Origin of the sequence: Paenibacillus hunanensis, from assembly GCF_034055775.1 — a bacterium.
Taxonomy (GTDB): Bacteria; Bacillota; Bacilli; order Paenibacillales; family Paenibacillaceae; genus Saccharibacillus; species Saccharibacillus hunanensis.
Genome location: NZ_CP139194.1, coordinates 2,475,032 through 2,498,257 on the forward strand (window position 1 = coordinate 2,475,032; position 23,226 = coordinate 2,498,257).

Here is a 23,226-nt window from a genome sequence, read left to right on the forward strand (position 1 = left end):
TGAATAATTTGTTAATATCATATTGATTATATCATGAGATGGTGCTATGATAATGCCAATCAAAGATATTATCAAAATGTTATTAACATATGAAGGAGTTGACAGATAATGTTCGGATTGCGCTTCGCCAAATTCCAGCCAAGTGATTATGTCATGAAGATCAAGAACGGAAAAATTGTAAAAGAGGGCGTCGGACTTTCGTTTTACTATTATGAGCCAACGACTTCGGTCGTGGTCGTGCCAGTATCCTCGATCGATGTACCGTTCATGTTCGAAGAGATTACAAGTGATTATCAGACCGTGACCGTACAGGGGCAGGTCACGTACCGAATTATCGACTATCGCCAGACGACAAGTATTCTGAATTACACGTACAATTTGAAGAAAAATCGCTATCTATCTGACGACCCGGAAAAGCTATCGCAGCGCGTCATTCATATTGTGCAGGTGTTAATGAAGCAACGCATTGAGCAGCTACCGTTACGTGAAGCGATCCAATCGGGTGAATCGCTCGTACGCCAGATCAGCGCACAGATTCAGAGCAATCCGGAGCTGCAAAAGCTAGGGATCGAGATCATGGGCTTATCGATCCTTGCCATCTTACCCAACAAAGAAACGATGAGAGCATTAGAAGCGCAGGCACGCGAGCAGATTCTGCGTAGCGCAGACGAAGCATTATATGAACGTCGCAACGCTTCGATTGAGCAGGAGCGTAAAGTACGTGAAAACGAACTGAACACCGAGATCGCCGTCGAAACGAAAAAGCGTCAAATCCGCGAAACTCAGCTTGAAGCCGAGCGCTCGGTCAAAATCAAGCAAAATGAGATGGAGGAAGAGCAATTGCGCTTTGACACGGAGCTGGAGGAGCGCAAAAGCCAGCTGATCGAGCTGACCGTTGCGAACGACAAGGCGCAGGCAGATGCACGCGCGTACGAAATGTCGGCTGTAATGCAATCGCTTGAAGGTGTACAGCCACATGTACTGCAAGCGATGGCGAGCATGGGCATGAAGCCAGATCAATTGATCGCGATGGCATTCCAGGGCATTGCTGAAAATGCGGGTCGTATCGGTCAGCTCAATATTTCGCCTGATCTGTTGCAAGGACTGCTGCATGAGCAAAATGGTCAGGCTGGACGAGGAGGCAGAGAGCGATGAGCCGCAGACTGACGGAAAACAAGCTCATTCTTGTGAAGCGCCGAACACGTCTACAGGAGCTGGTAGTGCGATATAATACGGTGCAGCAGGCACAATTTTATATCGAGCGTATGGGTGCTGATTTTAGCGACTATGTGCAGGAGGATCAGCAGTATCAACAAGCGCTGGAGCTGACATTGTTTCAGCTTCAGCAGCTTGGACGCGTACAGCTGCTCGACCGAGAGCATGTACCCAGCTTTATTTTCGGTCCTGACGATGTGGTAGTCGTGCTGGGACAGGATGGGCTCGTTGCCAATACGATGAAATATGCGACTGGATTGCCGCTTATCGGTGTTAATCCAGACCCGCGAAGATGGGATGGTGTATTGCTGCCGTTTGAAGTGAAGGATCTAAGTCTGCTCGTGCCGGATGTGTTTGCACGTAAACGGCAGATGCGCGATGTGCGTCTGGCATGTGCTACGCTTAATGATGGTCAGGTGCTATACGGGGTCAATGATCTGTTTATCGGGCGAAAAACGCATGTCTCTGCTCGTTATGAGCTTAGCTACAGCGGAAGAAGTGAACAGCAATCCTCCAGTGGCATTATCGTCTCGACCGGCATGGGTGCGACAGGCTGGCTCAAAAGTGTACTGACCGGAGCTGCGGGGATTGTGAGTCTGGCTGGAGGCAGTGAAGCAAGACAGTCGCTCCCTGATCTGAGCGCTTCCTTTGACTGGAACGCACCGTATTTGTATTACAGTGTGCGTGAACCATTTCCAAGCCGTATGACATCGACGGAGTTGGTGTTTGGCAAGATCGATGGCGAGCCGCTGCGAATTGTATCGCAAATGCCTGAAGAAGGGGTTATTTTCAGCGATGGGGTAGAGAGTGACTATGTCGAGTTTAATTCTGGTATTAGCGCCACGATTGGCATTGCACAGCAAAGAGCGCATCTGGTCATCTGATGCGCTCTTTGTCATCTGTTCTAGGATAAAGCCCTGGTTAAGGCTGTTTATAAATGAGATTATGGATGGGATTATTTGATCCGAATGATTCGCACATCCTCATAGGCTGCGGCATCACGTGGCTTGACGACCAGCTGGAGTGAATCGGGATTATCGAGCAGATTGCTATAAAATACATGCTCAAATGTATACGGATTCTCGCTAATAAGTCGGCTACCGATTGGGCGCAGCGTAACCGATTCTTCTCCCTTTTCGGAAATGATGCCCTGCGGAATGAGCCAGAGCTGCTTGGCAAGGCCACCGGATACCTTCTCATCGGCAGTGAAGCGCACGCGCATCTCCAATGGAGAAATCTCTACACGAGATAACGTGATCGTATGGGCGCTCCAGGTTATCGTTCGATTCGGATAAATAATTTCAGTTTGTTGACGCTGAAAATGAGGTGCCAGCGAAATGTGCAATAGCAGTGTAGGTGAATAATGCACCTGGCTGGCATTGGCCGCAGCGACGCCGCTTGCTGTGCGATCATTGGACGACATGATCTGGAACTGAGCTGCAATTTCACGTGGAAAGGGCTGCTTTTGATTCAATCGGACGGTTGCTGTGCCATAGTATTGCTTCGGATTCTGATCATCTGGAGAACCATTCAGACGAGCAGGAGAGTTGCTAAGCAGCTTGCCTGTGGCGACATTACGTAGCTTTACACTGCTAAGTCCGGGGATAGTGGAATCACGATCCGTGTGTGCTGTGTAGAGTAGGATCAACCGATTTTCGTCTGCGGTGACAGCATTGATGGTTAATCGATAACCATTTTGCTCAGCGCTTTTGTTGATCTTTTGAATATAATTATGCTCGATGGCGGAGGTTAGGCTTTGATTGCCAATCTGCTCGCTCTGGTAGACGCGAAACGGCTCTAGCTCGCCCCAGCTTGCTTCGGTAGAATGCGTGCCGATCAATGGCTTTAGCCAGGTCGTTGTCACTAAAATACAAATAACAATAAAAGTTGATACTGCTACGACGAGCAGTCGTGTATCGAATAGGTGACGCAAGCCTGCCCAGAAGGAGCGATGATTGGCAGGAACAGCCGAGTTCTCGACTGCGACAGGAAGGGCAGGCGGGGAAGACTGTGTAAGATGCATCGGCTTGGCATCTGGCGTTGTCGGCTGCTTGTCATGCTCGTTCATCTTCAGTCCTCCTTTCGGATGGTTGATCAAGTCCTATAACAAGAACAATGATTTACCTCCATTGTACCTTGTTTTAGATCATAAATTCCAGCCAATCGTGACAAATGTATAGAATTGTTCTTAGACTGCAAAAGGCGTTCACCTGCGTAACTGGAATACGCAAATGAACGCCTTATCGGATCATTTATTGAAGTAGTTATTGAATCATGGAAAGTATGCTTAGACTTTAAATTGACTTACCTGTGCTTGAAGCTGCTCTGCTGTCTTCGCTAGTGAAGTAGAGGAGGTCGTGATCTCTTCCATCGAAGCCAGTTGCTCCTCTGTTGCAGCCGATACATTCATCGTGCCTGCTGATGTTTCTTCGGTAATGCGAGCGATTTCGTTAGCAAAGCGCATCAGCTCTTCTGTGCTTGCAGACATTTGCTCTGCGCCCGCAGACACTTCCTCGATATCGCCAGCCACCTGATTAACAGCAGACAGAATGCCTTCAAAAGCAGTACCTGCTACCGATACAGATTCAATTCCTTTGCTAACCTCTTGCGTGTTCACGTCTACCGCTTGGATCGCGCGGTATGTTTCCTTTTGAATCGTTGTGACCAGATCGGTGATTTGACGGGCAGAATCAGCCGATTGCTCAGCCAGCTTACGGACTTCATCCGCAACGACGGCGAAGCCGCGTCCTGCATCTCCAGCACGTGCTGCTTCGATTGCTGCATTCAGTGCCAGCAGATTCGTTTGCGAGGAGATACCTGTAATTACATCGGTAATGTTACCAATCGTCTGGGAACGCTCACCCAGCTCCTGTACGATTTGCGACAGGGAAGACATGGAGCCTTGAATCGAATCCATCTGTGCTACCGCAGTGCGAATCGCCTGATTACCATCAGCTGACTTGGAAGCAGCTTCTGCGGCAGAACCGGATACCGTTTGTGCACGAACCGCGATCTGCTCGACGCCGATGGACATTTCCTTCATTGCTTGAGAAGAACGACTTGTCAGTTCGACCTGACGATTTGTTCCTTCGGCAACCTCCTGAATGGTTTCTGCAATCTGACGGGAAGCGTCTGTATTCTGCTCACTACTGGCTGTCAATTCCTCAGAGGAAGCAGCGATTGTCTCGGACGTTGTAGCTACCGATTCGATCAGGCTACGCAGATTACTAGTCATTGTGTTAAATGCATTCGCCAGCATACCAACCTCATCACGATTTTTGATCTGGATCATTTCACCTGTCAGATCGCCACCAGCAATGCGTTCAGCCGATGCTTGCAAACGTTTAACGGGTCTGGAGATCAGTGCCGAGATGAAGAAAGCAATAGCAAGACCTGCCAGAATAGCGATGATGGAGATCACAATGACATTAAAGATTGTTTTCTCGCTAAGTTCAGTTGCAGATGCTGTAGAAGCAGCAGCATTTTTATTTTCGAGATCGATTAATTGAGAGAGAGTTGTGTTAGCTGTATACCATGATGGATAGGCTTTGCTATGAAGTGTACTCAGCTCAATCAGCTGATTTTCTTGGCCAGCAGTAATCATAGCTGGAATTAGAGGAAGATACGCACTATAGCTTTTATCGAATCTGTCGTATAATTCCATTTCCTCTTGTGTTTGCATTAATTGCTTGAGTTTTGGACGCTCGCCTTCGATTTTTTGGAGTAATGCATCCAAGCTTTCCTGAAAGCTTTTTACTTGAGAAGGATTACGCTCTACGCCAACACTTAGCATCAACCGCTCGACATCGGATACATCGCCGTTCATGATTCCGAGCAGTGTTACACTAGGCATTGCCTTTTTATCAATGACATCGATTTGCTTGCCCATCCCGTTAATACCGTAAATACTAAGCGCCGAAATCGCGATCAGCAAAAGGATAACAGATGCAAATCCAGAGATTAATTTCATCTGAATAGTAAGTTTCATAGTTTCACTCTCCACCAGTCAATTAGTTACTTGTTGCGTCATATATATATATCGTCCAAGTTAACAAAAATTTTACAGCGAAAATTACAATTTGTTGGTTCTAAATGCCTATATAAAAATCATTGGTAAACATAATTCGATATTAAATGTAGATTTAATTTTATATATTCGTTGTTATAAGAATTTTTAAAGAAGGTGTGACTTCGCTATATATATAGAAAAATGCAGAAAAAATAAATTTATATCGAAATTTGTCGTTTTTGTTAGTTATTTTTGCACAGTTAAATCTGGATATAGTCACTTTGCTGTGGAAATGCTGGAATCTTGCTTACACCATAAAGGATCATTGAATTGCTTGTCGACAAACGGTATGATCGAGAAAGAAGCGTACTAACTATGGCTTGAGAGATGAGGAGTGTATACGATGCGGCATCATCAATGGGCATACGTACCGCCAATGGGCTGGAATAGCTGGGACTGCTATGGGGCTGCGGTACGTGAAGAAGAGATTAGAGCAAATGCAGAATATATGGCAAATCATCTCAGGGAGTATGGATGGGAGTACATTGTCGTGGATATTCAGTGGTATGAGCCGGATGCGGTGTCATCCGCATACCGTCCATTTGTTTCTCTTGATATGGACGAGTACTCCAGACTAATTCCAGCAACGAACCGTTTTCCGTCAGCAGCCGAGGGTAAAGGCTTTAAGCCGCTTGCGGATTACGTGCATTCGCTCGGACTGAGCTTTGGCATTCATATTATGCGTGGGATTCCGCGTCAGGCGGTACATGCCGATACGCCAATCAAAGGAACTTCAGTAACGGCGCGTCAGATTGCGCATACGAACTCGATTTGTCCATGGAATACCGATATGTACGGAGTGGATGCGTCAAAAGAGGGCGCAGAGGAATATTATAATTCTCTATTTGATCTGTATGCAGAATGGGGAGTTGACTTTGTCAAAGTCGATGATATTGCGGCTTCACGTTTATATGATACGCATCTAGCGGAGATCGAGCTGATTCGCAATGCGATCGATCAGTGTGGTCGTGCGATGGTACTCAGCCTGTCACCAGGACCTGCACCGCTTGCATATAATGAAGCTTTTCGTACGAATGCGAATATGTGGCGCATTACAGATGACTTCTGGGATCAATGGGAGCTGCTGTACGAGATGTTCGAGCGCTGTGAGCAATGGGCGCAGTTTGTCGAAGTGGGTAGCTGGCCAGACTGTGATATGTTGCCGCTCGGTCATATCGGTATTCGTTCCGTTGATGGTGGTGGAAGCGATCGCTGGACACGCTTTACCGAGGATGAACAGACGACGATGATGACGCTATGGTCAATCTTCCGTTCTCCGCTTATGTTTGGTGGCGAGCTGCGTGATAATGATGCATGGACAATGTCGCTATTGACGAACGATGAGGTGCTGGAGGCGAATCGCTCCGGTCATTATGCGCGTCAGGTGTACCGGGATGAGTATGATCGAATCGTCTGGACATCAGAAAATAGCAGAACCGGAGACCATTATGTTGCGCTGTTCAATGCGAGCGATGATCCAGCGCTGGTGCGTGTTAGTCTGGAGCAGCTGGGCTTGTCCGGTACATTCCGCTTGCGCAATTTATGGGAACGCGCAGAGGCAGGTATGGTGAATTATGATATCGATGTGAAGGTTCCAGCACATGGCGCTCGGTTTTATAAGCTGAGTCGGATGGATTATGAGGATGTTATTGTGCGTATGTAGATGTCTGGAGATTCTATAATATAGAAACTATACAAAATAAAAGCATGACAAATAAAAGAGTAGAGCGCATTACGCATTCTACTCTTTTATTTATAGCTTTATATAGTATGTTTAATCTATTCACTATCAAGCGATCATGTCATATTCAATCAAGCCATAGTCGGCACAGATGCAGGCGCACCCAGGCGTCCTAACGCACTATAATGATTTTTAATCCAAGCCAGCGCCAGCGTACCCTCACCAGCATGAATACCAGCCACCGGAATAAATGAAGCGATCTCGATCCGAAGCAACGGAGCCATATGCAGAATCTCTTCCTTCAGCTTGAATGCGCCTTCCATATTGTTCGCATGCATAATACATACATCGCGTACATGCTCCATATCTTTTTTTAGCACATCCAGTAGCTTCAGTCGTGCCTTCTTCATCGTACGAATCTTATCCTCGACAATGACCTTACCCTCCTGAAAGCGAAGCAGCAAATGAATCGACAAGAGATTACTAATCACAAGCTGAGTACCGGACACACGCCCACTGCGATGCAGCTGGGACAGACTTGCTGGAATCATGTAAAAGCTCATATCGTTGATCATGCCTTGAATCCGGTCGCGAATCTCTAACGCGCTCAACCCCTCGCGGTAGTACAGAATCCCTTGCAGAATCATCTCGCGTAGTGGGAATGCACCAATCTTCGAATCAATGCCGATAATCGGCGTTTCTGCGATCTCGGCTGCTTGCAGGGAAGAGTTATACGTTCCGCTCAGCTCAGACGAGCAGTGGATCACAATAATATCATCATAATGCCCTTTTAGGCTCTCATATAAACGAATAAATTCGCCAATCGGCGGCTGCGAGCTGCTTACCTTCTCATGCACACGCATCTTCTCATAAAATTGCTCGGATGTAATATCGACATTCTCACGATAAACCTCGTCTCCAGCAATCAGGCAAAGTGGCACAACATATACATCGTGCTCACGAGCAAACTCGGCATCTAACATGGCAGTGCTATCTGTTACCCAGGCGATTGTTCTCATTCAGATCACTACTTTCATTCAAAGGTTTCAGCAATGCCTTGAAATATGCAGTGTAGCGCGCCATCTCAAACATTGTGAGCATATGGTATTTTGCAAATGTGTACAGGCGAAGATGATAAGGCAAAATAGACATATGTACTTCATAACTTTATCATATAGTTATTATAACTAGATGTGATGTTGATTACAAACTTTAAATGTTGTTACGAAAACGAAATGATTTTCGTTTCAGCTTCTTTTCGGTATAATGGTAAAATAGTCATTTATAGTAGCAGAGCGTTCACCGTTTCGACATACATCTAGATAAATGCTCAATATAACGTTCAGGTTACATACTCCCTATTCTAATTAGTAGTATGACAGGCAATAACCAATATGATAGCAATGGAAGGAGATACAAGCGATGGAACCGCAATATCCGCTGCTCGACCAGCTTAAAGAATGGGGCGAGAGAAAGGTCGCTTATCGTTTTCCGCGCTGGGAACAGCTTCCGATGATCGGCATTTATATGGATCAGCTCGTCGCCTGGCTGGAGTACCAGTTCAATCAGTTTCCCGGCGAAACTGCAGGGAAGCTGATCACCCCGTCAATGATTAACAACTACGTGAAGCAGAAGATTATCCCACCTACCGTCAAGAAAAAATATTCCCGCGAGCATATCGCGTATCTGATTATGATCTGCAATCTAAAGCCCGTGTTACCGATCGGCACCATTCAAGCGATGATCGCCACGCAGCTTAAAACGATGACGCTGGATGAAATTTATAATCATTTTTGTGAGGAACAGGAAGCCGCTTCACGGTATACGATGGAGATGGCGAAGCAGGAAGGTCGCCAGCTGCGTGATAATGCAGAGGGTTCGCAAGAGGAGATGTTAGCTGGATTCTCGCTTAAGATGGCGACGCTGGCGAATGCGGGGAAGATTCTGGCGGAGAAGATTACAGGGTTGGAAGGGGAATCGGAGCAGGAGCAGCCAGAAGATGACTTGGCTCAGGCATATGAAGGGTAGCTTGTACAGCATGATCGAATATGCAAAAGGAACGTGTCCATGGCGGATACGTTCCTTTTTTAGCATGAGGTTAAAAACCATTCAATTACATATCTTTATGGAGTAAAACTGCATTTCCGAGCTTGATCCCTTCTTTGAAGCCATAAATGAAAGAATCAACTTGTTCTATACTTTGCATTATGTAGACATCATCTATCAGATCTTCGACCATTTGTAATTGTGAGTCATTGAGTGTGCTTTGAAGAAGCGCAAGATTTACACTTATTTTTCCCTGAATGGAATGCATTTCAGAGGATATTATATTTTTTCGTTGTTGACTGAAATAAGCATAATACATATTTTCAATTAATCCACTCATATATTCACCTCATCATTTCAGATTATGATTAAGATTTTATGCGAAAAACGCATAAAAATCAATATGCAGTTTTCGCATAAAATATGATGAATTATGGTGATGTGAAATGTATAAACGTATACGTGATTTGAGAGAAGATAAGGATCTGACTCAGCAAGAAATGGCGAATATGCTGCATACTACGCAGACAACATATTCTCGCTATGAGCGCGGCGATCTTGATATTCCGACGGCAGTATTAATCAAGCTTGCAAGATTTCACAAGGTTAGTATTGACTATCTGTTGAATGAAACTGATCATCCGCAAAGATACGATTCCTAAGAGACGGATCGCCACACTGCAATCAGATGATCTACAGGAGCATGAAGAGATCAGGCAAGTTACTACCCGAAAAGCAGCTCGGAAAGCCAAAAGATGAACACGCTCTAGGCGATGTTCATCTTTTTTGCGAAATCCTGTTGTTTAACGATTTATACTAGAACTGCTCTATTTTGTTCTCTTAACAGATCAGACTATTTCCACATCTATTACAAAGTCACATCAAGTCAAAATATTCTTCCGTCTCGCTTCCTCAATCCACCCCGGAAACTCATTCAACAACCGATCATACAATTCCTCATCGCTTACCTTCGAAATATCATCCAGCTCGAAAAAGTCTGCATTATCGATAAACCGTCCCTGTAAATCATCCAGCTCGCGTAGCACCCCGTAATTCGCATTGCCCAATCCGACAAATTGCCAGAACAGATTATGATGCGAGCTGTCCGTGATCAGGCGAGCGATCTTGCTCTTGCTACTCACGCCGCCATCGCTGAAGAAAATAATATATGTCGGCAGATGAATATTCGGCTCTTCTACGGTATATTTGCGAATCACATCTGCCATCACCGGAGGTTCATTATTCGTACCACCCTTGCTTCCCAGCTTATACGCACGCGCCACATAGTCTTCATAATCCTGCGCGGTCACACTTGGCGCACGCAGAAAGTCCTTCGCGAAAAACCACACATCCAGCTCACCATCATCGTCAAAAGCAGCCGCAATCGCCAGTACACGTTCAAAGGCTTCCTGCACGATCCCTTTTTTGTAGAGCGAGTACATCGAACCGGACGCATCGAATACGACTGCCACGCGAGCACGGATCGGAGCGATTTGTTTCTTTTCGAGCGATAACGTTACTTTTTTCTTGAGCAGATCAATTTTGGTTAACGGTACGGTTAACTTGGGCGATTCTGATGGTGCTGGTTGCGAGATGGATGAGGATTGCGTAGGAGTAGCTGATTCAGACGGTGCAGATGAAGTAGCTTCAGCTTGTACAGCTTCTACAGAATTGAAACCGAAGGAAGTCGGCTGAGTAGTTCGCAAATTGGTAGGAGCTGGCTGAGCAACGTCATGGTTTGAAGAAGGCGGTGGAGTCGTATCAGCAGATCCAGTAGTATCTGTATCTAACCCGTTACTAGCCGGAGGTTGTGCATGATCTGCTGCACTATCGCCTTCGATCTCCACGCCAAATGACTCTGCCAGCGGCTGTAGTCCACCGAAGAAGCCACGTCCAATCGCGCGTACCTTAAACGTCTCTTTATATTTATACACTTCGATCAGAATGATCGCTGTCTCAGAAGTGACCTCCGATAACTCATATGTAATCTGTTGTCCATTCATATGAAGCACTGCCTGACAGTTACGCACCTGTGCGAATGTGCCAGCGCCTTCCAGTGTAGCAGTAAATACACATTTACTAACTGGCGCCTGTTGCAATCGATTCAGATTGAGCAAGAAGCGTGAGCTGTACTCATCGGCTTGCATCAGCTGCACGGATTGATGAGGATCAACGTTCTGATTGTAAAAGATAAAATAGTCGTCGGAAGGGACTTTACCTTCATCATTGACCATAAAACAGCTAATATCCAGTGCAGAGGGAGCAGCACTACATTGAATCATAACTTCCAATGAATCGCCCGGTGGTAGGTTCGTATTTTGCCCTTGATTCAGATTCGTTGATTGTCCAGCCATACCATATTCCTCCCGTATGTAAATAAAGTAAGTAGCTACAATAGAACGTATATGCTTTACCATAAGTTCTCTAATCTTCCACGTCAAACTAAAAATATATAGACGCACTACTATTTTTCTCCTATACGTTCCATTCAGATTGCTTTCTCCTAATCAAGGTTAATAAAGGAAGTTAGTATATTAATATCCAAAATACAATCGTACAAGGAGGTATTGATTTGAAAAAAATCACAGGGTGGACAACTTGGAGTCTTGCAGCAGTATTAACGGTGAGCGGTATCGGAATAACGGGTGAGGTACAGGCAGCCAATTCGGTGTCCTACACAGCATCCACCGGATATAGCTCCACACAGGGCAGTAACAACTGGCATTACCAGCAAAAAAGCGGAACTACCTATACCGATCTTACATATCAATCCGCTTCGAGTCGCTGGGATGCGAACGGAACCTATCCATGGGTCTCATCCAACGCACAGCATCCTGGTAATCAGGCAGATGCTGTACGTACATGGGTGGCACCAGCCAGTGGCAAGGTGACGATTACAGGTACTTTGCAAAAAGGCAGTGCGGAGGGCGACGGCATTACCGCTACAATTATGAAGGATACGACCTCCCTATGGACACAAACGATTCAAACGACAACCGCAGTACAGCCTACTGGCGTAACGAATATTCCAGTACAGCAGGGTACAGCGATTCATTTTATTGTGAATCGAGTGGGATCGATCAGCTTTGATCATACTTTGTGGAATCCGACGATTGTATTTACACCGGGCGCTTATGTACCGGACGATCATAGTTTGTCGATTCTGGATTTTGGTGCTGTCGCAGGGGATAGTCAACCAGATGATGTTGCGATTAAGGCAGCGATCCAGCAGGCGAAGGTGGAAGGTAAGGATGTCTACGTGCCAGCCGGGAATTTTGAACTGAGCAATATTCTGATCGTCGATGGGGTGACATTGAAAGGGGAAAATAAAGCCCAAACCATTCTGACTTCGACCAATCCAGATCAGGGTTCGATCGATCTGATCGGCAGTAGCCCGGCAATTCGCAATCTAACACATGTATACAGTAGCGTAAGCGAGCGAGATGGTAATAACGAGAAGAATAGCATCAGCGTCAAAAATGCAACGAATTTTGTCGTCGATAACATCAATGTCCAAAAAGCCAGCACAGCCGGTATCTATGTGACCGATTCGATCGGTGGAACGATCACGAACAATACCGTACAAAATACGCAGGCAGACGGTATTCATATGACTGGGGATAGCAGTGATATTACCGTGCAATACAATACCGTAAAGCAAGTTGGCGATGATACAATTGCTGTCGTTAGTTACGGTAAGAGTGACAAGTCAGATGGCGACAAAGGTCAAACGAACAACATTCGTATTTTAAATAATGATGTAGGTTACGACTCCAATGCACGCGGTATCTCTGTCGTTGGTGGACGAGATGTGCGGATTGAAGGGAATCATATTGAACGAACACAAATGGCTGGCATCTATATTGCGACTGAAACAGGCCCCGACGGTGATTACAATACACAGCCAGTGGATTCGGTTACAATCAATAACAACGTAGTTGATCGCACAGCCCTGAAGCCAGATGGAGGTCATGCAGATATGCTCGTATATGCAGGCTATACAGCGATCAACAATGTTACGTTTAACGATAATACAAGCTCCAATGCAACCAAATACAGCGCAGGCGTATGGGGACGCTCCACGCCACAAATCGGTACTGTGAGATTTAATAATACAACCATTATCAATCCTAAAGACCCAAACCAGGTCTATAATTTCACTAAAGGTACAGTGTACTGGAATGGCGTTCAAGTATATCCAACGAGTGTAACTAACCAACAATAAAGCGAGAACATAATGAAACGAGTAAAGCCAGCAGAAGCGGAGTATTCAGCAACTGCTGGCTTTTCGTTACATGTAGAGCTGCAATCGGACAGCTAGCTGTGTAGCGATATGCAACTGGATAGCGCTGGATTCCATATAAGGCAGCAGCTATATAGGCTTTGATTCCATAAAGAATTGGAAAATCTGAAGATTGCCCATGTACAACATTACATATGTATTTAATCAAAATGAACTTATTTCGCCTCATATCGTCTAAAATAACGAAATTTGAGCAAAAATATGAAACGTTATATCTGTCTATCCGTATGAACAGTTAAGGAACAATCTGTACATCATCATATGCCGCATCTGTAGAATAGCGATTATTATTCAAGTGACATATGCTCCATTCCAGCATCGCTGTGATGCAGATGCCCATTCTGAAACGGAGGGGTAGAGAGATGGGAACGTTTGATAAGCGCAATTTGGTATTTAGTACACTGTTATTAGTTGCTGCCGTGATCTGGATCAGTGCCTTTGCAAGCGAAGCCAGACTGGAACGACAGGTCGAAGCCTATCTGGTGAATGAACGACAGTATAGTGTGGAGGATATCGATTATATGAAAGCCAGCTTTGGAATGAGTCCGATGATCGGGGTAGAGGTTCATTTTAAGGATGATCCGGATGCGCGTTATTTCTATACACGAAATGATGGCATGATCACCCAGTATAATGCCGGCCCACGTGACGGTATCGATCTGCACCATAGCTATGCGTATAAGCACAAGGAAGAAGAGATCGAAGCGCGAGAGCATATTCCTGTGCAATTGGCTATGAAATAAGTAGTCATTGTATGGTAATGTGCCGCATATCGCAGAGCTAGCAATAGTAGTACCTCCAGCAACGAGCCGCCTTGTCAAAGGGTGGGATACGGGGCTGGAGGTGCTTTTTCTTTTTTGGAAGATGCAAGGTTTTTTATTATGATGGTGATTTTATAAAATGATTTCGACGTGCCCGTATTCATATTATCCAAAAAGTGGATAAGCTCTATCTGAATTATTCACCGATTGTCTATTGTATTTATTATTCGGAATGGCATCCTTTATTCGAGCAGAGCAGAGCAGAGCAGAGCAGAGCAGAGCAGAGCAGAGCAGAGCAGAGCAGAGCAGAGCAGAGCAGAGCAGAGCAGAGCAGAGCAGAGCAGAGCAGAGCAGAGCAGAGCAGAGCAGAGCAGAGCAGAATAAAGTCGAGTGAAGCGAAGCTTAGCCCACTGTAAATCAAAATACAAACGAGGTCTGACCGTTAGAATACTTACCATCCTCACTCATCCAGCTCGCCCCAAACTCATAATAATAATCGCCTGCCTTCTGAGGCGCTTGAAATGCTCCATCATGTATTGTAATGGAAATAGGCTGATCAGCCGTACTTTGAACATATGAATTACTCGTCTCCTCAGATTGACGAAGGGGATATTGAATCAGCTCGATCGCCGCAGGTTCAGGTGTGTAAGGGAAGTGTAGCTTTACACTCGTTCCAGCCTGAATCGTAGGTAGTGACTGTCCTTTCAACATTGCTGCGCCACCTACAAAATCAGCACAGCCCTTCGTGCCCCAGCAATAAGAGCCCTGCACAGCCGGAATCGTAGTAGTACCTGCGGTAACTTGTAATACAGGCAACACATCATCAGATAAGGGTTGTAGGGATGTCGTCTCATGTTTTGGTGTCATGGTTGTTGTCGTTTCTACTATTGGAGATGCAGGTGCAGCTTGATCAGGTGGAACACTGCCTGTAACTGCTGCTGGTGTATGCTGGGTACAGCCTATAATGGCGATCACCAGCACACATATCATAAAAAGCTTACTATTTATCCTTCTATTCATGTCGTCCACCTCCTATAATAGAAGACGTAAAGAAAATCCATTTTGTTCCTAAATTTCTTGTACATAGAAATAAAGCAGAACGGAGATGAATCGATGTATCGTTCATTGCAGGCACGTCTGGAGCAATACCCTTACAGTCATACCCAAAATGCAGCTTCATCTGAATGGATTGCAGAGGCAGAGCAGGAGCTTGGCTATCGTTTACCGGACTCGTATGTATGGTGGCTGACGCATTATGGATCATTATTTTTTAATCGACAGGATGGGGTATACAGTCTAGCACCGCCAGAGTTTCGCGAGGATGTGATCGATGATCTGCTGTATAACTATCGTCTGATGCAGAGGCAGATTGGATACCAGGGGGCAGATTATACATCTACCGCCCAGATGAGGAGGAAAGCTATTATTGGGATGTGAGGACGCCTGTCTATGAGCCTGGTATAGCGGTAGAGTACCCGATTATGCGTGTAGATATGCTGGACGGATCAGAAGACGTATATGCGAGAAGCTTTGCCGAATTTGTAGAGCAGATGCTGACAGCGCGTGGATATCAAGTGAAAAATGAATAGCGCGTAGCAGCTTATATGCAGTTAGGAGGGTTATATGAGTACATTTGAAAAGCTATTAATCAAGTACATGATCTATGGATTTGTAGCGGGTTTGTTTTATTCCTTTTTAGCGAACCGAGTCGTAGCCGTATCAACAACAGATCCAAGTGCTGTAATGCGTTCACCACTAAGCGAATACATTATGGATGCTCTGTTTAATGGGACATTGGTAAGTATCATTGCGGGTGCCTTTTTTGCCATTTGCTATTGGGCGAATCGACCGCTAAAGCGTTGAAGATGAGGGGAGAGCTGACTCAGATGAAGAATACAGAGCAAGCGAGTACGAGCGCCGATGCAACAATCTATGAATACCGCAAATTGCAGGGACTGCCCGAAGCCGAGTTGCTACAGCGCATTGCCAAGCTGCACGAGTCGATATTCGCAGATCCAGAGGACGATGGACTGATTCAGAAAATACATAACAATGTCACGATACAGGATTTGGATCAGCTGCTCATGATCGTGGCGCTGGATGGAGATCAAGTGGTTGGCTATAAAATTGGCTATCCATTGATGGAGGATGAGCATACCTTTTACAGCTGGCTCGGCGGTGTGAATCCTGCCTATCGTCAGCAAGGCATCGCATCACGACTTATGGACGAGCAGCATGAGCACCTGCGAGAGCAAGGATATCGCAAAGTCCAGACGAAGACGATGAATCGCTGGCGCAATATGCTGCTGATCAATATTCAATATGGATTCGATATAGTGGATACCTTTACCGATGCACGGGGGATGTTCAAGATTGTGCTGGAGAAGGAGCTCATGTAGTGAGAGTAGGGAGTAGTATCAGAGCTGAACGTCACAGCTCCTTGGAGTGATAGATTCGTTATAAAAGGTATACATCATACGAAAAGGCAGATCAGTCTACACTGGTCTGTCTTTTGCTATATATACGCATAACATAGACGAATAGACAATAAGGAATCAATTGAAAAACAATAAAATAAATATAATTCATACATAATCTAGCAAAATAGGTATTTCCATAATAGTGCAAAAGATGTATTATGAAGAAGATTAAGCAATATATTCACCTCTTATGACACCTGTCCATATACCTATACATCTAAAATATATTCTCCGTTAGTATTCCAGAAGCACTGGAACCAGAGCAGAAGCAGCGCGGAATCGGCGGCAACAAGGAGATAGCACATATGGCATACATGATTCCAGAAACAATTCCTGGTTCAGCCACCCAGGGAGAACGCATTCTATTCAACACCTTCCGCAAACATCTTCCCGACAACTATATTGTCTACTATGAACCCCATATCAATAACGGTCAGCATCGCAGACCAGACTATGTGATCATCGGCCCCGATCTTGGTCTGCTCGTACTGGAGGTAAAGGATTATACCGAGAATACGCTGCATATGCTAAGCCCGGATGAATGGCAATTACATACACAAAAAGGCACCGGAAGTCTGGAAACCGTGAAAAACCCCATCACCCAAGCGCGTAACTACGCCTTCCATATTCATAATAAATTGAAAAAAGACCGTAACCTACTCCAGCAGGAAGGCGCTTATGCCAATAGTCTCAAATTCCGTTATGGCTATGGCGTCGTCTTCACACGGATGAAAGAAGTGCACATGATTCGCAGTGAAATTCATCGCTGTATCGATCTTAATCTGGTACTCACTCGTGAGCAGATTGATCCAGATGACGAGCAATTCGATACAGATCATCTGCTTGAACGAATGAGTAATATGTTCCCGATTCCTTTTCATCAACGCCAGTGGCTCAGTGATGAGGATATGACAGCCATTCGGTATCACCTATTCCCTGAAGTTCGTATCCGTGCAGATATTAAAAATCACAGCTATTACCAGGATGATGTATTGCTATCGTTACATAATATTCAGGCGATGGATCTGCATCAGGAGTCACTTGCCCGTCAGCTTGGCGATCGGCATCGACTCATTCGTGGCGTTGCAGGAAGTGGCAAGACACTTGTACTCGCTACGCGAGCACGTACACTTTTGCGTGAGCATCCCGATTGGCGCATTCTCGTACTCTGTTATGGTAGTCCATTATCCTGTAACATTCGCAGCATGATTATGCACAAGCTGCGGGAACCAGAGGATCTATTCGAATGGTCAGCAATGGAAGCACAGAGCGAAGATCAACAGACCAATGATATAGGGCAGGAGCAACTAGAGATTGGTACGTTCCATGATTGGATGTATAAGCACTTTCCATTGAAGTTCTCTATGAGTGAAAAGGAGAACGAACGTCAAATTCAGGAGCTGCTGGATCAGCTGGAAAATGGAACTATTACTGCACCACAGTACGATGCGATTCTAATCGACGAAGGTCAAGACCTGGAGCCCCAATGGCTGGAACTCATCACAAAGTCACTGAATCCAGACACTCAATCCCTGCTGATCGTTGAGGACAAAGCACAAAAGATATTCCGCCGCAAAGTCAGTCTCTCTCGTAACACCGGACTCGATTTCCGTGGACGTTCCAAAATATTAAACATCAACTACCGCAACACATCCCAGATCGTTCATTTTGCATGGGAATTCTATCGTTCCCACTCCAAGCTCAAAGACAAATTCCAGGATACGATCACCGCAAGTGATGTCGCCGAGATCATCCCACCTCAGGGCACCAAGCGTAAAGGCCCCGAGCCACAGATGCGCCACTGCTCGTCGATCGAAGACGAGATGAAGTGGGTGACCGAGCAAATCCAGTATTTGCATCGAGAAAAGAAGGTTGCATATACCGATATGGCGATTCTGTATCGGGTGAAGGGAGGCTATAAAAACGCCTATATTGTCGATGCGATCCGTGAGGGCTTGCAACAAAGCGAGATTCCATTCAACTGGTTCGCAGAGAATAAACGAACGAAGGATCGCTTTGATCGGTATGAAGCGACTGTGAAGATTTCGACAATTGATAGTGCGAAGGGAATGGACTTCCGAGCAGTGTTCATCGTGAATGTGGATGGCATGCCGAGGGAGAAAGCGAAGGATGAGGAATGGGATGAAGAGGTGTCGCGATTTTATATTGGCATGACCCGGGCGATGGAGTATTTATATTTGAGTTATAGCCGGGTGGAAGGGTTTGCGAAGTGGGTGGATGAAAAGCAAATAAAAATTGGAGGGAATTATGAATAATTCAAATGTGAATGGATACAAGATGATTTATTATCTGGAAAAATTGTTGAGAGAATATATTGTGTATTATTTAGAAGACTTTGAATCATTAGATAGCCATTATTATAATAAATGGAAAGATAATGCTTATTTAAATTTAAACAAGGATGCTGAAAGTCTCGAAGTAGTAGTCAAATTTGCGCATTTAGGAGAACTTATAGATTGTATTGGTTCTAAAAAATTTAATGAGATAAAAAGAAATGAAGTGAAGAATTTAAATATAAAAATTTTAACTGCGCATCGTAATAATATTATGCATTCTAGAGAGCTAAATACTGAACAAGAAAGTAGTGTTAGTGATTTATGTGAAAAAGTCATATATTCTTTAAAAGATTCTAATTTTGAAACTAAATGGAGTCAATTTATTCAAAATGATATAGATCAATTTACTATTCCTACTTTATACTTGGAGTATCCAGTAGGAAAAAATTTCAATAATTTAATCGGAAGACAAGATGAACTTAAGGATTTTAAAGAGTATATTAAGGCTCCTACACCTGTTACAGTAATTGGTCATGGGGGTGTAGGTAAAACAGCGCTAGTTTTGCAGTTGATAGAAGATTTAATGAGTTCGCCCGATAAAGAATTTGAATATATTTATTTTATGAGTTTTAAGAATTCTGTGTTCGATAAAGGAGAGGTAAGGCGTTTTGAGAAAGTAATCAATGATCATAAGGGTTTGATTACTAAATTAGCTTTTTTAATGGAAATAAATTCTAGTTGCTCTTTTGAAGATTTAGAAGAAAAAGTATGGGAGAAGGTTTTCTCGCAAAAAACACTTTTAGTATTGGATAATCTCGAAACAGAGATTGTTAAGACTAATTTATTTGAATTTAGTAATATTGCTCAAAAGTTTATAAAAAACTTTAATAAGCCATCTAGATTAATTATGACCAGTAGATATGGATTAGGAGATAGAGAGAATAAGTTTCCTCTCCATCAATTTAAATTAAACAAAACTCAAGAATTGACAAAAAGATATATGAATGGAATAGCATTGAAAAATAGGGAATTGGTAAAAGATGATTGGGAATGGATACAGGCATATACACAAGGAAATCCTGGTTTAATAATAGCGCTGTGTCATACATTAAGTTCAACCAATAAAAAAACTTTAGATTTAAGATTGGAGTATGAGTCAGAATATACGAAAGAGTCTACTGAGCTTCATAGTCAGCTAGATGAGTTTTTAGGTTTCTGTTTTGAGAATACTATCGAGAGTATGGAAGTTGAATCTCAAAAGTTCTTATCTTGCTTATGTTATATTTGTTCAGAAACTCATATTACAGAAATAAATGAAGAACTCCTATCTTTTTTGCGAGAAGAGTTAAAAAATCAAAAGTTTAGCGAGAGATACACAAAAGCATCCAATTTTATCAATATCGGATTTTTACAACCTGTTCCCAATTCAAATAGATATCTAGCAAATGAACTTGTAATTGACTACATGAATGGTAACTATTCTAATACAGATGCTGTCTTCAATGTTTTTAAGCTTCGAGCAGTACAGTGGTTCAAGGATATTAAAGGAATTACAACTTTAATGAATGAAATAAAATTTGAAGAGGAAGTTGGATTAGAGCAATTAACTTCCCAACTTTATTTATCAAAATATAAAAATACAAATAACATCGAATTTTTATTAAGATCATTTCATTGCTACTCTACGCTTGATTCATTATATGAATTTTATAGTAAAGCTGATGATATTAAGGTTATAAATCATTTTAATTTACTTGATAAAGTCAGCTCAAACCTGAAAAATCAGTTATATTTTAAAAAACAAAACTTAATAGTAGGCACTATAATATCTGCTTTATTAGAAATAAATAAAAAAATTCTTAGAAGAGAGATTACGCATCTAAGACAACAGGAACTTTATGATTATTTTATACAGCTTAGTAGTAAAGTTGCCGTTTTACAATACAAAAAAATAGATGGACGTACAAGAAGGCAAATATGTATTTTATTAATTAATTTAAAAAGATTGAATTTGGCTGAAGAATATTTATTAGAAAATGATGAAATGATTACTATAAAATTTGATATATATTCAAAACAAGTTATGGAGCTTGTACATCAAAATCCTAATAAATGCGAAGAGTATATCTTAAAATGTGATGATATACTTTCTAGATTTTCACGTTCAATAGGAAATAAAAAAATAAAGCAATATCTTATATATTCTGCACGGTTCTATATAAAAGCTAACCCGCAAAAAGTTTTAACTCTTTTAAAAAATTTTGAATATGAAGTGGGCGATATTCAAAATTATATTTTTCATTTAGAATCTCTTTTATTACGAGCAAAAGCAACTCTATTTATTAAAGGTGATTTAGTATTGGGAAAAGAGTTTTTAGATGAATTCATAAGACTCAAAAACACCAAAGAGTATAGCGAACTTTTTCCAGGTAAAAAAGAAAAATTGAATAAAGATTTTGAAATAATTCAAAATAAATTCAAGCGTGAAAAAAGAAATTTATAAAATTATTTAAAAAAGTAATAGACTTAAATAATCCAATTTTTGAGATTTTCTCTTTATTTTATATATAGAGAGAAAATTACATATCTGAATTCATAATTAATAAAATATTGTATTGCATTTTCATTATATCAAAATTATCGAATATTTTAATTTTTTACGCTATAAACATCAGTATAAGATTTGTTTATGCTAATGTTTATAGTATAAAAAGAATGGCACGAGTTTAATTTATTAGATTCCAACATAGACAAATAAATATTCTCGGAATTGTAAAGCATACAATTTTGAGAATATCTATAATAAGCAAAATTTGACTTCCTCCAACCCACCCAACTATAATACGTACTCATGAGAGCCGTTGCAGACACTACATCACTACAATACAATCTGCAAACAGCTCCACTACCTTGATTTCTACAAACGGAGGGTTAACCAATGAATGAGATAATCAAGCTATTTGATGATTATGAGTATATTGTCGATCGGTATACGATCGTAGGCGAATGGGAGGTCTGGGTGCAGCATGCGAAGCTGGGGAAGACGCGCATTGCTGTGCGGATCAAGCAGGGACGGGATGAACAGTATTACCATGATGTCAGCCACTTTTACCAGCCAGGTAGTGAGGCAGCGCCTTACATTTTAGAACAGGCAGGGCAGCATACGCCAGAAGCGGCGATTCGTCATGCGATGAATCAGGTGTTTACGCATTTCCGACCGGATGATGCGAAGGCAGAATGGATTTTGAATGAGAATTTTTAGTTTGTAGATAAAATAGATGATGAATGAGCCTTGTAAAAAGGCGTAGCCTATCTTGGAGCAAGACGGTATGACGCCATTTCATAACGAGAATAATTCCAATTAAGAGAACATTAACCAGCCGGATGCGCTACATGCATCCGGCTGGTTTTGTTTTTAGGTGTTAATGTTATGCCCCAATTTTCATCTGTTTTACAATATTATCTATTCCTGATCACCCTACCAAACCACCTCCACGCAAAAGTTGCATTCAGTCAGAAAGCATGCTATATTCTGACTACAGAACTGAAATGGTTTTTTGGTCACGAAAAACTTTTGCTACACAACCACTCATCTGCACGCTTATTGGATAGGTCTAGAACGCTGTCTACTGCCTGATTACGCCTGTTCTGAATGGTACGGGATGAATCCAGACAGTAAGGCGATACAGGAGGGAACGCGATGAACAAGCTATTGTGGGATGATGAACCAATCAAATTATCTTTTATGCTAGATTACTTGTTGTTAGAGGAGGAGCGTACGATGAGTCATTCACAGGACGAGCGCTATATGAAGATTATTGAATCTGCACGCGATGTATTTTCCAAGTTTGGATTTAAAGGAACGACGGTTGACCGTATTGCAAAGAATGCAGGTATTGGCAAAGGGACGATCTATCTCTTTTTCGAGACAAAGGAAGAGATTCTCAACGCGATTCTGGATGTATCGTTGACAGAGATGGTGCGTCAGGCAGAGGAGATTATCAACAGCGAAGGGGATAGCAAGGATCGGATGTATCGCGCGATCTATACATGCATTAGCTTCCGTGGTTACCATACGATCGCTGATCGTCTAGCTGAGGAGCTACAGGAATTTGGGACGACTGCATCCCATAATGCGCTGTGTCATATCGATTCGGTCGTTAATACCGCAGTGAGCCAGTTGCTGGAACAGGCAGCTGCCCAGAAGCTGATTCGTCCGATCGAGAATGTGAAGCTAACCTCACTCGTCCTCATTCATATGTATGATGCGATGACAACGCACTGGGAGAAGGACAACGAACCGCTGAGCAATGACGAAGTGTTCGAGATGCTGCATCGATTCCTTACTTGAAGTTGAACACATCATATATACAG

Annotated in this window: 21 protein-coding genes; 15 read left to right on the forward strand and 6 right to left on the reverse strand. The window is 43.1% G+C overall.

All coding sequences use genetic code 11. The annotated features are described in order from the left end of the window. The first annotated feature begins 108 nt into the window (after positions 1-108). Together SK066_RS10095 and SK066_RS10100 are read left to right on the forward strand one after the other, a co-directional pair. Positions 109-1,155: an SPFH domain-containing protein gene (locus SK066_RS10095; RefSeq protein WP_188775544.1), complete on the forward strand. Its 1,047-nt coding sequence runs from the start codon at positions 109-111 to the stop codon at positions 1,153-1,155. Further along, positions 1,152-2,099, forward strand: coding sequence for a diacylglycerol kinase catalytic domain-containing protein (locus tag SK066_RS10100; RefSeq protein ID WP_320544552.1), 948 nt, complete (start codon positions 1,152-1,154; stop codon positions 2,097-2,099). The genes SK066_RS10095 and SK066_RS10100 overlap by 4 nt, the downstream gene beginning before the upstream one ends. A gap of 71 nt (positions 2,100-2,170) precedes the next feature. On the opposite strand, the gene SK066_RS10105 is transcribed toward SK066_RS10100, so the two are convergent. Next, complete coding sequence (locus SK066_RS10105; RefSeq protein WP_320544553.1) at positions 2,171-3,283, reverse strand: DUF4179 domain-containing protein; 1,113 nt, start codon at positions 3,281-3,283, stop codon at positions 2,171-2,173. Positions 3,284-3,502: 219 nt separating this feature from the next. Continuing rightward, the gene (locus tag SK066_RS10110; protein WP_320544554.1) at positions 3,503-5,203 is read right to left on the reverse strand and encodes a methyl-accepting chemotaxis protein; all 1,701 of its coding nucleotides are present in this window, start codon (positions 5,201-5,203) and stop codon (positions 3,503-3,505) included. Between the two features lie 424 nt (positions 5,204-5,627). On the opposite strand from SK066_RS10110, the gene SK066_RS10115 reads away from it, so the two are divergent. Beyond that, positions 5,628-6,947 (forward strand): glycoside hydrolase family 27 protein, encoded by a 1,320-nt coding sequence (locus tag SK066_RS10115; RefSeq protein WP_320544555.1) that lies wholly within the window; start codon positions 5,628-5,630, stop codon positions 6,945-6,947. A 149-nt stretch (positions 6,948-7,096) separates the two neighbouring features. Here the strand turns inward: SK066_RS10115 and SK066_RS10120 are convergent, their stop codons facing one another. Continuing rightward, positions 7,097-7,984: a DegV family protein gene (locus SK066_RS10120; RefSeq protein WP_320544556.1), complete on the reverse strand. Its 888-nt coding sequence runs from the start codon at positions 7,982-7,984 to the stop codon at positions 7,097-7,099. A 403-nt stretch (positions 7,985-8,387) separates the two neighbouring features. Between SK066_RS10120 and SK066_RS10125 the strand changes: the two genes are divergently transcribed. Continuing rightward, the gene (locus SK066_RS10125) at positions 8,388-8,993 is read left to right on the forward strand and encodes a DUF1836 domain-containing protein (protein WP_320544557.1); all 606 of its coding nucleotides are present in this window, start codon (positions 8,388-8,390) and stop codon (positions 8,991-8,993) included. 85 nt (positions 8,994-9,078) lie between these two features. Here SK066_RS10125 and SK066_RS10130 read toward each other — a convergent pair whose 3' ends face one another. Then, on the reverse strand, positions 9,079-9,351 hold the full coding sequence (locus SK066_RS10130; RefSeq protein WP_320544558.1) for a DUF6809 family protein: 273 nt from the start codon (positions 9,349-9,351) through the stop codon (positions 9,079-9,081). Positions 9,352-9,457: 106 nt separating this feature from the next. Here SK066_RS10130 and SK066_RS10135 point away from each other — a divergent pair, with 106 nt between their 5' ends. Then, positions 9,458-9,673: a helix-turn-helix domain-containing protein gene (locus SK066_RS10135; protein ID WP_320544559.1), complete on the forward strand. Its 216-nt coding sequence runs from the start codon at positions 9,458-9,460 to the stop codon at positions 9,671-9,673. A gap of 219 nt (positions 9,674-9,892) precedes the next feature. Here the strand turns inward: SK066_RS10135 and SK066_RS10140 are convergent, their stop codons facing one another. Beyond that, entirely contained in the window at positions 9,893-11,365 is a 1,473-nt protein-coding gene (locus SK066_RS10140) for a VWA domain-containing protein (protein WP_320544560.1), read from the reverse strand. A 218-nt stretch (positions 11,366-11,583) separates the two neighbouring features. On the opposite strand from SK066_RS10140, the gene SK066_RS10145 reads away from it, so the two are divergent. Together SK066_RS10145 and SK066_RS10150 are read left to right on the forward strand one after the other, a co-directional pair. Next, positions 11,584-13,236: a right-handed parallel beta-helix repeat-containing protein gene (locus SK066_RS10145; RefSeq protein WP_320544561.1), complete on the forward strand. Its 1,653-nt coding sequence runs from the start codon at positions 11,584-11,586 to the stop codon at positions 13,234-13,236. 440 nt (positions 13,237-13,676) lie between these two features. Then, positions 13,677-14,057, forward strand: a complete 381-nt coding sequence (locus SK066_RS10150) for a DUF3139 domain-containing protein (protein WP_320544562.1) — start codon at positions 13,677-13,679, stop codon at positions 14,055-14,057. Between the two features lie 435 nt (positions 14,058-14,492). On the opposite strand, the gene SK066_RS10155 is transcribed toward SK066_RS10150, so the two are convergent. After that, positions 14,493-15,095, reverse strand: coding sequence for a hypothetical protein (locus tag SK066_RS10155; RefSeq protein ID WP_320544563.1), 603 nt, complete (start codon positions 15,093-15,095; stop codon positions 14,493-14,495). Between the two features lie 93 nt (positions 15,096-15,188). Between SK066_RS10155 and SK066_RS10160 the strand changes: the two genes are divergently transcribed. The 8 genes from SK066_RS10160 to SK066_RS10195 all read left to right on the forward strand — a co-directional run bounded on the left by SK066_RS10160 (position 15,189) and on the right by SK066_RS10195 (position 23,203). After that, positions 15,189-15,512: an SMI1/KNR4 family protein gene (locus tag SK066_RS10160; protein WP_320544564.1), complete on the forward strand. Its 324-nt coding sequence runs from the start codon at positions 15,189-15,191 to the stop codon at positions 15,510-15,512. Then, the gene (locus tag SK066_RS10165; protein WP_320544565.1) at positions 15,509-15,664 is read left to right on the forward strand and encodes a hypothetical protein; all 156 of its coding nucleotides are present in this window, start codon (positions 15,509-15,511) and stop codon (positions 15,662-15,664) included. The genes SK066_RS10160 and SK066_RS10165 overlap by 4 nt, the downstream gene beginning before the upstream one ends. 34 nt (positions 15,665-15,698) lie before the next feature. Further along, the gene (locus SK066_RS10170) at positions 15,699-15,938 is read left to right on the forward strand and encodes a hypothetical protein (protein WP_320544566.1); all 240 of its coding nucleotides are present in this window, start codon (positions 15,699-15,701) and stop codon (positions 15,936-15,938) included. Positions 15,939-15,961: 23 nt separating this feature from the next. Continuing rightward, positions 15,962-16,474 carry a GNAT family N-acetyltransferase gene (locus SK066_RS10175; RefSeq protein ID WP_320544567.1) on the forward strand — a complete coding sequence of 171 codons (513 nt, stop codon included), beginning with the start codon at positions 15,962-15,964 and terminating at the stop codon, positions 16,472-16,474. 386 nt (positions 16,475-16,860) lie between these two features. Continuing rightward, positions 16,861-18,831 (forward strand): 3'-5' exonuclease, encoded by a 1,971-nt coding sequence (locus tag SK066_RS10180; RefSeq protein WP_320544568.1) that lies wholly within the window; start codon positions 16,861-16,863, stop codon positions 18,829-18,831. Beyond that, entirely contained in the window at positions 18,824-21,355 is a 2,532-nt protein-coding gene (locus tag SK066_RS10185; RefSeq protein ID WP_320544569.1) for an ATP-binding protein, read from the forward strand. Before SK066_RS10180 ends, SK066_RS10185 begins: the two co-directional genes overlap by 8 nt. Before the next feature lie 435 nt (positions 21,356-21,790). Continuing rightward, entirely contained in the window at positions 21,791-22,114 is a 324-nt protein-coding gene (locus tag SK066_RS10190; protein ID WP_188775565.1) for a hypothetical protein, read from the forward strand. A gap of 438 nt (positions 22,115-22,552) precedes the next feature. After that, positions 22,553-23,203 (forward strand): TetR/AcrR family transcriptional regulator, encoded by a 651-nt coding sequence (locus SK066_RS10195; RefSeq protein ID WP_320544570.1) that lies wholly within the window; start codon positions 22,553-22,555, stop codon positions 23,201-23,203. Positions 23,204-23,226: the final 23 nt, after the last annotated feature.

What these genes read in the sequence shown, in the direction of transcription:
- SK066_RS10095 (WP_188775544.1), top strand. Translation starts at nt 109, where the DNA reads ATGTTCGGATTGCGCTTCGCCAAATTCCAGCCAAGTGATTATGTCATG.
- SK066_RS10100 (WP_320544552.1), top strand. Translation starts at nt 1,152, where the DNA reads ATGAGCCGCAGACTGACGGAAAACAAGCTCATTCTTGTGAAGCGCCGA.
- SK066_RS10105 (WP_320544553.1), bottom strand. Translation starts at nt 3,283, where the DNA reads ATGAACGAGCATGACAAGCAGCCGACAACGCCAGATGCCAAGCCGATG.
- SK066_RS10110 (WP_320544554.1), bottom strand. Translation starts at nt 5,203, where the DNA reads ATGAAACTTACTATTCAGATGAAATTAATCTCTGGATTTGCATCTGTT.
- SK066_RS10115 (WP_320544555.1), top strand. Translation starts at nt 5,628, where the DNA reads ATGCGGCATCATCAATGGGCATACGTACCGCCAATGGGCTGGAATAGC.
- SK066_RS10120 (WP_320544556.1), bottom strand. Translation starts at nt 7,984, where the DNA reads ATGAGAACAATCGCCTGGGTAACAGATAGCACTGCCATGTTAGATGCC.
- SK066_RS10125 (WP_320544557.1), top strand. Translation starts at nt 8,388, where the DNA reads ATGGAACCGCAATATCCGCTGCTCGACCAGCTTAAAGAATGGGGCGAG.
- SK066_RS10130 (WP_320544558.1), bottom strand. Translation starts at nt 9,351, where the DNA reads ATGAGTGGATTAATTGAAAATATGTATTATGCTTATTTCAGTCAACAA.
- SK066_RS10135 (WP_320544559.1), top strand. Translation starts at nt 9,458, where the DNA reads ATGTATAAACGTATACGTGATTTGAGAGAAGATAAGGATCTGACTCAG.
- SK066_RS10140 (WP_320544560.1), bottom strand. Translation starts at nt 11,365, where the DNA reads ATGGCTGGACAATCAACGAATCTGAATCAAGGGCAAAATACGAACCTA.
- SK066_RS10150 (WP_320544562.1), top strand. Translation starts at nt 13,677, where the DNA reads ATGGGAACGTTTGATAAGCGCAATTTGGTATTTAGTACACTGTTATTA.
- SK066_RS10155 (WP_320544563.1), bottom strand. Translation starts at nt 15,095, where the DNA reads ATGAATAGAAGGATAAATAGTAAGCTTTTTATGATATGTGTGCTGGTG.
- SK066_RS10160 (WP_320544564.1), top strand. Translation starts at nt 15,189, where the DNA reads ATGTATCGTTCATTGCAGGCACGTCTGGAGCAATACCCTTACAGTCAT.
- SK066_RS10170 (WP_320544566.1), top strand. Translation starts at nt 15,699, where the DNA reads ATGAGTACATTTGAAAAGCTATTAATCAAGTACATGATCTATGGATTT.
- SK066_RS10175 (WP_320544567.1), top strand. Translation starts at nt 15,962, where the DNA reads ATGAAGAATACAGAGCAAGCGAGTACGAGCGCCGATGCAACAATCTAT.
- SK066_RS10180 (WP_320544568.1), top strand. Translation starts at nt 16,861, where the DNA reads ATGGCATACATGATTCCAGAAACAATTCCTGGTTCAGCCACCCAGGGA.
- SK066_RS10185 (WP_320544569.1), top strand. Translation starts at nt 18,824, where the DNA reads ATGAATAATTCAAATGTGAATGGATACAAGATGATTTATTATCTGGAA.
- SK066_RS10190 (WP_188775565.1), top strand. Translation starts at nt 21,791, where the DNA reads ATGAATGAGATAATCAAGCTATTTGATGATTATGAGTATATTGTCGAT.
- SK066_RS10195 (WP_320544570.1), top strand. Translation starts at nt 22,553, where the DNA reads ATGAACAAGCTATTGTGGGATGATGAACCAATCAAATTATCTTTTATG.